The organism is Vibrio sp. OPT24 (assembly GCF_015163545.1).
Classification (GTDB): Bacteria; Pseudomonadota; Gammaproteobacteria; order Enterobacterales; family Vibrionaceae; genus Vibrio; species Vibrio cyclitrophicus.
The window spans coordinates 239,285-250,505 of record NZ_JADDYI010000044.1 but is presented as its reverse complement, the minus strand read 5'-3'; the positions used below and the strand labels follow the sequence as shown (position 1 = coordinate 250,505).

Below are 11,221 nucleotides of genomic sequence, written 5' to 3'. Positions count from 1 at the left end.
TGTCATCATTGTAACCGTCTTAGCAGTCGGAAAACGCGAACGTAGCGATGTTTACCGTAAAGCTATGAAAAGGTAGATGATTGATTGCGGTATAACGCCTCATTAAGTGGAAATTAATGGTTGGCTATAATCGCGTAGCGATGGCCAACTGTTAATTTTCCATTTAAATGACTTGTTATACATTTTCTATTTCCACGTTACTTTTCTTAATTCTTCAGCCATTAATTTCAGATCATTGTAATCATTAATAGTTAAGTAATCTCTAAGATCTTTATATCTGTAACCTTGAATGCCTCCGTGAGATGCTTTTTTAAAATCAGTTTCATAAGTACTGTTTTCAGGAAGGAGATAATATTTTAATCCAGAATGATCTTCGCCTAATTCAGACAATCCCTTTTGAAGACGTTCTTTTTGTTCATTTGTATGCCCTTTACTATGAATATCCAATGAGCCTGTATTAGAATCATAATCTGCAATTATTATCGTCTCGATTTCAGATATTGTTCTTACAGACTTGCTGTTATATAAACCGAAGTATTTAAACTTCTGACTGTGCCAATTAGTTGGACAATAGTATATTTTGTGTTTTTTGTTCCAAGTATATGAAAAACCAGTAGGTGCGAATAATAATTTATATTCTTCATTAGAAATCAAATCACTTCCAATACAGTAACCACTAAAATCATCAAGAAGTAAGCGCAGTTCCATATCATGTGTATTTTCTTCGTAAATACCTGCTAAATTCTCAATCAAATCATTAAACAATAAATTAATAAATTGAATTTTTAAGTTCGGATATGATTTTTTTAGCTCTCTATTTATTTTAATAACTTCATCTTCATCGAATTTTAGTGAACTTAAATGCCATAGTTGATTGTGGCTATTTGCATTAAACACTTCTCCATATTTAATTAACTTTCCGATCAATTCCTTACTATTCAATTTAGTTTCAATGACTATCTTTGATGGTTTTACTTCAATATGACCATCAATTATTCCTTTTCCCATACCAACCTGTTGTGTGAAAATAGGTTGAGGATAATAATCCTGCCGAATATTTCCTTCATTTGAACGCTCAATTATTGATTTGTAATAACTTACATTTAGGTCATTCAACCTAGAGAGCATCAATAAAACATTGTTCGTAACAGTATTTTCTTTTTGTGAGTATTTTTGAAATTGGCTTATTCTCATTTTCTTCTCATATTTACAATAAACTCATAAATTACAACTTTATGTATAACGAATGACATGGATTCCCCCTACCGAGGATCTGCCACACTTATGTGGTACTTAAATGCATCGGAGGCACCATGTCTGATTATTCTTATTCCTGCGGTATCGACCTAGCCAAAAACCACTTTAGTCTTCATGCCGTAGACCAAAATGGTAAGGTCATACTTCATAAGTCAGTAACCCGCTCTAAACTACTGACTACAATAACAAATATGCCACTCATGCGTATAGGCGTTGAAGCGTGTGGTGGTGCACATTATTGGGCAAGAACACTCAATAAACTGGGTCATGACGCCCGCATCATGGCCGTTAAATACGTGGTTCCTTATCGAACTAAAGGGAAGAACGACCTTAATGATGCAGTAGCTATCTGCGAAGCTGTTCAGCGACCATCCACTCGCTTTGTGCCCGTAAAATCACCAGAGCAACAAGCCATCCTATCGGTACATAGAATGAGAGAGCATTGGGTTCGTGAACGCACCGCGCTTATGAATCGCATGCGCGCCCTACTTTCTGAGTTCGGGTTGATCATTCCCGTTGGTCGCTCTTCGTTGATGAAACAGATTCCCTTAATGCTCGAAGATGCAGAAAATGAACTGCCACATCTCGCTAGAACGGTGATTGCCGATGCTTATCACCACCTTGGTGAATTAAATCAACGTATCGCCGATACTGAACAAGTCTTCGACTCTTTTGCTAAGGTCAGCGCTAATGTTCAACGAGTGATGAAAGTTCGAGGTATTGGGCCGCAAACCGCGACTGCGATACTTGCTTCGATAGGCAATGGTTCTCAATTTGATAAAAGCCGTGATTTCTCTGCTTGGCTAGGACTCGTACCAAAGCAATATTCCACCGGAGGAAAACCTCGCTTAGGCCGAATAACCAAACACGGTGATAAATACTTACGAACACTATTAGTTCATGGCGCAAGGACCGTGATTGCCAATCTTGGCGACAAGCAAGATAAGTTAAGTCAGTGGTGTCGAGGCGTTCTAGAACGAAGAGGAATGAACCGAGCAATAGTGGCACTGGCCGCGAAGAACGCACGAATTATATGGTCACTTTTACACAATCAAACAGAATATGAAAACTATGCTGCTTAAGTAAAAATCGAAGCAGCATAAAGAGTTAAACCCACCGGGTCATTGCAGACGCTAATGATGGAGATAGGTTAAGACCACTTGCGGAGAGCCTGTTAATGCGGCGGACACACTAGATGTCATCTAACGAATAAGGCACCGCAGTCGCGTAAAGTCATCAGGGCCACGACGTATGCGAATCGTCGATAAGTAGGCCGAATGTAGAGCGGCAGTCCAAAACCCATCAACATAAGTTTAGCGGATGTTTGACAACCGGGGGAATCCATGTAGCCTTGTTAAGGTGTGAGGCACGCAATACCTGAGCCTCCGCATACCACCTTAACCACTAAAATCAACGCATAGTAAAAATGCCACACGTGCCGAATCACTCTTGAACAATTTGTTAGTTTGCATATAGCTTAGGTAAAAACCATTTAAAATTTGCGGATGCTTCAGAATCCCAAGGCCAAACACCAGAAGTATCCGGATAGATGAACTGAAGGACTTTGAAATTATTGCCTTTGTAAAGCCAGTTAGCCCAACCAAAGTATTCAGCGTAGTATTCTGGACTTACTTCTTTAAAAGTTATATCAAATCCTTCAAGGAAGTCTGAATAGTATTCATCTGGCTTAAATATCTCACCAGCTTTAACTCTATTGTTGTATTCGTTTGCAATCCAATGTGCTACTTCTTGATTTAAACCGGTGATTATTATCTCTGGTTGACTGCTTGTTTTCTCTATACCAATTGAATAAGAGAATCCTGGGTACTCATCCTCTTCCATTATATGGAGAATATGACATCCGCACTGTTCTATATCTTTAAGCGCTTTTTCTTCGTATTGATCCATAATCTACCTTTGTAAAACTAACGCCGCATTAAGGTGTGATGCACGCTTGGCTACACTTGAGCGAAGCGAAAATGCCAAGCGTGAGGAATCACTCTTAAATGCTTTGTTATAACTTAATTTCGCACCTTTTGCTCAAAGTATGCGCTTCAAATCCAAGTGTATCTTCGCTAACACATGCTGTACCAAAGTACATTTCAGGAGTGTAAAATCTTCTATGTTTACTTACCCCATCAAGCGCAAACCGGAAACTTAATTGTCTTTCAATATCTCCAAGTGACGACAAGAACATATCAATACTAGGCATCCAATCATATAAATATCTACATTCATCTAATACTAGACAATCCATATACATTTTCGTGTCTTTTGCTTTGTAGCTCCAGCGTTGACTATTTTTAATATTAACATGATAAGGTAATGCTAATTGTCTAAATAATAGTTCCCGAACTTGATGGAACAAGAACAAGTCACAAAATAAATAATGCGAGTTAATCCAGTCATAGTTATTCATTTCCATCAAAGACTTATTATAGAACTTGCTTTGATTAGGTCCATCAGTTAATAAGTAGCTCATCTTTGATATTGATTTTTCAAGTTCTACAAGATCATTTTTATGTGTTAATTGCTTTAGAAAAAGCTTAGCATATTTTTCAAAATTAGAATCATGATAAATAGTTTGAGGGTAATTATTGTCTTTATTATTAACTCCCTTGGATAATGAAGCTATCGTCCATAAAATAGGATACATTGCAGGATCTACTATGACATCACCATCTTCACCTGCAGCGTTAAAATGATATAACTTATCGGTATCCGCTTGAACTTGATTTGAGTTTATAAACATTTGTTTATAAAGAGAGTGGTATGAATCAACTCTATCACATGGCGACAGAATACTTACCATATCAAGTAATAATCTAGTTACGTACTGTCCATAGTATTCATCAAGATTATTCCTAACTTTATCCTCCCATTCACCGTATGATAAATCTTGACATATAGGTCCTTCTTCTACACAACTATCATTTTGATAATTTTCTATAAACTGCTTTGGGTATAGATACTTAGCTACCAGTTTTGTAATTAAATCCCTACCACGCTTATCCTGTATTTCGCTAGGTAGAGAAACATTTGTAATGAGTATCCCTGGAGAAGTTAACGCATGATGCTTTAATATTTGAGTTATTGCATTAAGTGTTTTCTGGTCTTTATTTCTACTTGGTAAAGGACCACAAAAATCCAAATAAATTATATCGAACTTTTGAGGAGCTACAGAAAAATACTCACTTACATTAGACTTCATTAACTTAATAAATGGATATTTAGATGATAATGCCGATATTAATGCTTGTGTATATATTGTATTATCACTTTCAAAAGCCCAAATATTTTCAGGTAAAACCCCAAAACCAGTTAACACTTCAATATCATTTTCTGGATTAGGTCCCGCAAGGTATGCTACTTTCAAATTTTCTGGATTTTTAGCCTGAAGAATTGCAGAATGAAATGCTTCCCATCGACTTAGCACGCTATCAGAAAGTGTATTTTCTGCTAAGTCGCCTTGGGATATGAGCTGTTCCCTTACATTTCTAACATGATATTTACCAACTAAAGTACTGTTTTGTCTATTCACTGTTAATTCTTCAATGGCTTTTTTTAAAACTAACTTTCTAGCCTTAACTTTTACTTTTTGATCGTATGAAATCACTTTATCACCGCTTAGTATTTTTTTTATGGCTATCCATATTTTTCTTAAAACTTTCAACTTATCCCTTAATTTGTTTTTAAGTTATAACAGCTATATTAGACAGAATAATTCTGTATTTTGTCCCTGAAACAATTCTGTCTAGTCATCTCAACAGTTCAGGCTCGGTCTAATAACCCATTTAATAACAGAACCTTACCTGATTACTGCTTTATCGAACATGACCAAAAGCAGAAATTTTCCATATAGTTCCAGTAAAATGCAGAAAACACCTCAATGTGTGAGTTAATCGTTACCTTCTTCGGTGATTTACTGGCCAAATCCTAGGCAGTTTTGACCTAAGTCTTTGGGTTAGTTGATGATTGAACCACAGTTCAGGCAATGAATTGTCACGGACTGGGGAGCTGTACACTCAAACAAAAACGCCGACATGATTGTCGGCGTCTACGCTATTGGTATGGATGAATGTGAGGTAGTAACTACTTCGCCATGGTACTCAAAAACTCGGCTTCGAATTCTTCATCGGCTTCTCGGGTTAGGCATTCCACCAGCCAGTTGATACTTTCATGATCTAGGTTACTGTTAACCACGAACGCTTGTTTCACACCAAACTCACCAAGCTTGGCTGAACCGTAGTTCTTGAACGATTTATTGCCGTGATAATGGAGTGATTTCACCGCTTCTGCGTTGGGTTCAGGTAATTCGTCCAGTGTGTTGGCAAGCTGAATCACCAACTCCATAGGATTCTTAGATGACGAGATACGATACAAAAATCCGCCCTCGACTTTCTGTCTAACCCAGTAATCAAAGCTGCTGCAATCCATCACCTTATCACTGACCAGTGCCGCTTCGCTGCGATAAGCACATGCTTCTAACATCACAGGTGTGTGTTTAAATTCTGGCTGTCCTGAATTGGAATCGGTGTTAGGTAAAATCAGGTCACACGGCTTGCTGTCTTTGGCCGTGGTGCCGTTCCAGTGAATCGGCATAAACACCTGCTCTTTACGCATCTCTTGGGTTAATACCAAGCGCGCTTGAGACTCACCTTGAGCGCTTTTCACTTTAACAACCTGGTTGGTTTGGTTTGTGCCCGTTTCCAATCCAAATCTCTTGGCGGTTTCAGGGTGAACAGCAATGAACGGCTCGGGTGTGTGGTCTCCAAGTGATGAGGCAAGCCCTGTTCTACTCATTGTATGCCATTGATCGCGCACTCGTCCGCTGTTCATAATAAGCGGATAGTCTGGTGACGACGTCGTTAATGGTAAAGCATGTTCAACCGCAACGAACTGGGCTTTTCCGGACTTAGTGAAAAATTCGCCATCAGTGAACATTCGTTTATTTACGATATCTTGCTGTAATTCTAGTACGGGCCATTGCTGGGGTTTTAGCTCGCTATAACCTTTATCGTCCAATTTGGTTAGACCAATTAAACACAGGTCTCGCGTTTTACCGTTAGTATTATCAAGCCCCGTCATTTGACAGTACTCTTCAAATATCTGCCCTTCATGACGATAATCAAAGGCATGTTGATGACCCATTTTCTGCGCCACTTCTTTAATCATCCACCAATCAGGTTTAGCTTCACCCGGGCTTGGCAATATGCGGCGCTGCCTTGATATACGGCGCTCGGAGTTGGTCACGGTACCCGATTTTTCACTCCAACCTTGCGCAGGTAACACAACATCGGCCAAGCGTGTGGTTTCAGTATCGGCGATGCAATCTGACACCACCACAAATGGACAGTTTTCTAGCGCTGCTTTCACTCTCGCACTGTCTGGAAGGCTCACCACAGGGTTGGTCGCCATGATCCACACCGCTTTGATCTTGCCTTCAAGCATGTCGTCAAACAACTCGACTGCTTTCAAGCCGGGTTGGGTTGCTAAGTTATCGGTTTGCCAAAAATCACTCACCGTTTGGTGTGATTTCTCATCCCCAAACTCAAAGTGCGCCGCTAGCGTATTCGCTAAACCACCAACTTCGCGACCGCCCATTGCGTTGGGCTGCCCTGTCACAGAGAAAGGCCCCATACCTGCTTGTCCGATTTTTCCGGTGGCTAAATGACAGTTGAGAATAGCGTTCACTTTGTCACAACCTTGGCTCGACTGATTCACGCCCTGAGAATAAATGGTGACGACTTTTTGTTTAGAAGCGAACGCGCGATAGAAGCGCTCAACCTCTTGTTCCGCTAACCCGGTCAGTTGGCTGACGCTTTGCTCTGAATTGATGCTTGAATCAGCGTGGTAAACATACTTCTTTGCTGACTTGATCGCTTGTTGGAAGCCTTCTGTATGTTTGCTTATATAGCCTTCATCAAGTGCATCATTATCCGCTAAGTATGAAAGTAACCCGTTAAACAAGGCCACGTCAGAGCCCGATTCAATCGCTAAATGTTGATCTGCTATTTCACATGTGTCGGTATAACGAGGATCTATGACGATCACTTGCAGTTTGGGATTCGCTTGCTTAGCTGCTCTTAACCTTTGAAAAAGAACCGGATGACACCATGCTAAGTTTGAGCCAGTAATCACGACCAAGTCGGTTTGCTCTAAATCTTCATAACAAATAGGAACCGTGTCGCTACCAAATGCACGTTTATGTCCAACAACGCTCGATGCCATGCAAAGCCTTGAGTTACTGTCAATGTTTCCGCTACCAATAAAGCCTTTCATCAGCTTATTAGCAACGTAATAGTCTTCTGTTAACAGTTGGCCAGAGACATAGAACGCAACTGAATCAGGACCAAACTCTTCAATGGTTTGGTTAAACCTATCAGCGACCAATTGAGTGGCGTCATCCCATACGAGTTCGTGTTTTTGTTGATTCTTAATATGAGTAGGCTGAGTAAGACGACCTAGAGGTGTTACGGTTTCACCTAGAGCAATACCTTTAGTACATAACTTTCCATAATTCGACGGGTGTTCTTTGTCACCACGTACTTCAAGCTTACCTAATGCAGTGGGCCTCGCTTCTATTCCGCATCCAACACCACAATAGGCACATGTCGATTTTATCCAGCCACTGTTTGAATCACTCATCCGTTTCTCGCTCAATTATCCAAAATTGCATTTATTTAACTAAAGCAAATAGCACGCCATTAAATCCAAGAATCAAACAAATAAGAAAAACCGATATAAAACAATAATTTAGTGTAATAAAAACAATAATAAACCAGTTACTAAGAACTGGTTGATATCAAAAACTTATTTTTTGCACCATCTTGCGGAAAGTTGCACCACAAACGTTCATTTCCATAAATTTAACAAAAAAATTACATACCACTTTGGGGGTAATTGCGTTCTACCTATAATTTTTAATTTATTGAAAAATATAAATTTTATTTTATTTATTTTGCTAAATCACAATTTGGCACCCTCCTTGCTCTACTAAAAACCAAGAGTTAGAAAAACAATTTTTGTTTTCTTGATAATGATGAATTGAGTGGAATCTCAACCCGGTATTCATTTGTTAACCATTAGAAGTTAAACGCTATAAACGTTAACGCTATAAACAATGAAGCCGAGAATAAGGAATGGATTATGAGCAAGAAGAAGATCGTCGTCGTTGGTAACGGTATGGTTGGACACAAATTTATCGACAACATTTTACAATCAGAAAGTGATGATTTTGATGTAATTACTTTCAGCGAAGAACCTAGGTTAGCCTATGACCGAGTCCAGCTTACAGCTTACTTCAAACGTGGAAATGCCGAAGATTTGGCATTGACCAGCGAAGAGTATTACCAAAGCAATGGCGTCAACTACCTATTGAACGCAAAAGTCGCTCAACTAGACACTGACAATAAGTGCGTTGTGACAGAGTCGGGACATACCGAGAGTTATGACACATTAATTCTAGCGACGGGTTCATTTCCTTTTGTTCCTCCTATTCCCGGTAACGACCAAGAACATTGCCACGTTTATCGCACCATCGAAGACTTAGACGCTATTGAATTATCAAGCAAAAGCAGTAAATCGGGCGTGGTTATTGGTGGTGGCCTGCTTGGCTTAGAAGCCGCAAATGCAGTTAAAAACCTTGGTTTGGAAACCCATGTGGTGGAGTTCGCTCCTCGCCTGATGGCCGTACAGTTGGATGACGGTGGCGGTGCGCTTTTACGCCGTAAAATTGAAGACCTTGGTGTTCAGGTTCACACTGAGAAGGCAACCTCTGAGATAGTCGCGGGTGAGACTTCTCGCTACCGTATGAACTTCGCAGACGGCACCCATCTTGAAACCGATATGATTGTGTTTTCTGCGGGTATTCGTCCTCAAGATGCCCTAGCTCGTAGCTCTGATATTGCCATTGGTGAACGTGGCGGCATCGTGATTAACGATCATTGCCAAACCAACATTGACAATGTGTATGCGATTGGTGAATGTGCACTTTGGGACAACAAGATCTTCGGCTTAGTGGCTCCTGGCTATTCAATGGCGAAAGTCGCAGCAGCGCATATCATCTCTGATGGCGCGAGCGACGCTTCGTTTACTGGTGCCGACATGAGCACTAAGCTCAAACTGCTTGGTGTTGATGTCGCAAGTATAGGTGAAGTACACGGCCAAACAGAAGGTGCTCAATCGTATACTTATAACGACGAAATCGAGCAAGTTTACAAACGCCTTATCATCTCAGCTGATGGTAAAAAGATTGTTGGTGCAGTATTGGTGGGCGACGCAGAGGCTTACGGGTCACTACTGCAAATCAAACAAAATGATATGCCTCTTCCTGAAAACCCATCCGTGCTTATTCTGCCAAACCTCGCGGACGATTCTGGTTCAGCAATGGGTGTTGAAGCCCTGCCTGACAGCGCAGTGATTTGTTCGTGTTTTGATGTGACCAAAGGCGATATCAAAGACGCAGTATCTGCTGGATGCACCACCATGGCAGCATTAAAAGAAACAACCAATGCTTCAACAGGTTGTGGTGGTTGTTCTGCGCTTGCTAAACAAGTTTTAGACAGTGAACTAAGCAACCTTGGTGTGGAAGTCTCAAACGATATTTGTGAGCACTTTGCCTATTCTCGACAAGAACTTACCGACATTATCCGCGTCAACAAAATTAAGACATTCGATGAGCTATTGGATTCTCATGGCAATGGATTAGGCTGTACAGTTTGTAAGCCTGCAGTCGGTTCAATTTTGGCTTCTTACTGGAACGATTACATCCTAGAAGATCAGCATATTGAACTGCAAGACACCAACGATATCTACCTAGGCAACATGCAAAAAGACGGCACTTATTCAGTTGTGCCACGTATTGCAGGCGGTGAAATCACACCTGACAAATTGATCGTGCTTGGCGAAGTCGCGAAAGAGTTCGACCTTTACACCAAAATCACCGGTGGTCAGCGTGTCGATTTGTTTGGTGCGCAGCTTAACGAACTGCCTATCATTTGGAAAAAGCTGATTGATGCAGGTTTCGAAACAGGCCACGCCTACGGTAAGTCGGTTCGTACTGTTAAGTCGTGTGTGGGTAGCACTTGGTGCCGATACGGTATCGACGACAGCGTAGGCTTAGCGATTCGATTAGAGAACCGCTACAAAGGGCTACGCTCGCCACATAAAACCAAGTTTGCAGTTTCTGGCTGTACTCGTGAATGTGCAGAAGCGCAATCGAAAGACTTCGGCATTATCGCAACCGACAAAGGTTGGAACCTCTACATCTGTGGTAACGGTGGTATGCGCCCTCGCCATGGTGACCTTTTTGCTACCGACCTTGATGAAACCACCCTTCTGCAATACATAGACCGCATTCTAATGTTCTACACACGTACTGCAGATCGCCTGCAACGCACATCAGTATGGATGGAAAACCTTGAAGGCGGCATTGAATACCTCAAACAAGTCGTGATTGAAGACAAGCTCAATGTTGTTGAAGAACTTGAAGCCGACATCGCGCTCAACATCGAGAAATACCAGTGTGAATGGAAAACCACCATCGAAAACCCTGAAAAGATGAAGCGCTTCCAGCACTACATCAACAGCGAAGAGATGGACACTAGCCTTTCATTCATCAAAGAACGAGAGCAGCGCTTTCCTAAACCAAACATTAGCGCGTCTTTAGATTCGCAACGCGATGAAAAGCTAACCAAGGCTGACCAAATCGAAGTGACTGAAGTTTCATAAATATCAGTTTCATCAGCTTTATAAACAACAGTAGTCGTACCCCCCAAAAAAACAGTTGAGTAAGGTAAAGCATCTAACATAAAACGCTAGGAAGTGACTGGCATGCTCAGCAAGTCGCTCCCGCCGCTCAGCTATAAAGACAAGAAAGACGACTCAAATGACAAAGATTACAGCAGCTCGGAAACGAACTGCTTAGAAACGAAAAAATTAGAGAAATGATTAAAGACTCAAT

Annotated in this window: 6 protein-coding genes and 1 pseudogene; 3 read left to right on the top strand and 4 right to left on the bottom strand. The window is 40.9% G+C overall.

Translation table 11 applies throughout. The features are described 5' to 3' along the window. Positions 1–76: pseudogene (locus IQO02_RS09650) on the top strand (type II toxin-antitoxin system mRNA interferase toxin, RelE/StbE family); the annotation flags it as partial. Positions 77–186: 110 nt separating this feature from the next. Here IQO02_RS09650 and IQO02_RS09645 read toward each other — a convergent pair. Further along, on the bottom strand, positions 187–1,194 hold the full coding sequence (locus IQO02_RS09645; protein WP_016792432.1) for a hypothetical protein: 1,008 nt from the start codon (positions 1,192–1,194) through the stop codon (positions 187–189). Positions 1,195–1,313: 119 nt separating this feature from the next. Between IQO02_RS09645 and IQO02_RS09640 the strand changes: the two genes are divergently transcribed. Beyond that, positions 1,314–2,339: an IS110 family transposase gene (locus tag IQO02_RS09640; protein ID WP_016793631.1), complete on the top strand. Its 1,026-nt coding sequence runs from the start codon at positions 1,314–1,316 to the stop codon at positions 2,337–2,339. Positions 2,340–2,718: 379 nt separating this feature from the next. Here IQO02_RS09640 and IQO02_RS09630 read toward each other — a convergent pair whose 3' ends face one another. From IQO02_RS09630 to IQO02_RS09620, 3 genes are all read right to left on the bottom strand, one after another. After that, positions 2,719–3,165: a DUF4262 domain-containing protein gene (locus tag IQO02_RS09630; protein ID WP_016788902.1), complete on the bottom strand. Its 447-nt coding sequence runs from the start codon at positions 3,163–3,165 to the stop codon at positions 2,719–2,721. A gap of 106 nt (positions 3,166–3,271) precedes the next feature. Continuing rightward, positions 3,272–4,930, bottom strand: coding sequence for a hypothetical protein (locus tag IQO02_RS22140; RefSeq protein ID WP_198592224.1), 1,659 nt, complete (start codon positions 4,928–4,930; stop codon positions 3,272–3,274). A gap of 419 nt (positions 4,931–5,349) precedes the next feature. Beyond that, entirely contained in the window at positions 5,350–7,905 is a 2,556-nt protein-coding gene (locus IQO02_RS09620; RefSeq protein WP_010429002.1) for a molybdopterin oxidoreductase family protein, read from the bottom strand. Positions 7,906–8,406: 501 nt separating this feature from the next. Between IQO02_RS09620 and nirB the strand changes: the two genes are divergently transcribed. Then, positions 8,407–10,989: a nitrite reductase large subunit NirB gene (gene nirB / locus IQO02_RS09615; protein ID WP_010428999.1), complete on the top strand. Its 2,583-nt coding sequence runs from the start codon at positions 8,407–8,409 to the stop codon at positions 10,987–10,989. Positions 10,990–11,221: the final 232 nt, after the last annotated feature.

Excerpts from the sequence above, each read along its gene's own strand:
- IQO02_RS09645 (WP_016792432.1), bottom strand. The coding sequence starts at position 1,194 with ATGAGAATAAGCCAATTTCAAAAATACTCACAAAAAGAAAATACTGTT.
- IQO02_RS09640 (WP_016793631.1), top strand. The coding sequence starts at position 1,314 with ATGTCTGATTATTCTTATTCCTGCGGTATCGACCTAGCCAAAAACCAC.
- IQO02_RS09630 (WP_016788902.1), bottom strand. The coding sequence starts at position 3,165 with ATGGATCAATACGAAGAAAAAGCGCTTAAAGATATAGAACAGTGCGGA.
- IQO02_RS09620 (WP_010429002.1), bottom strand. The coding sequence starts at position 7,905 with ATGAGTGATTCAAACAGTGGCTGGATAAAATCGACATGTGCCTATTGT.
- nirB (WP_010428999.1), top strand. The coding sequence starts at position 8,407 with ATGAGCAAGAAGAAGATCGTCGTCGTTGGTAACGGTATGGTTGGACAC.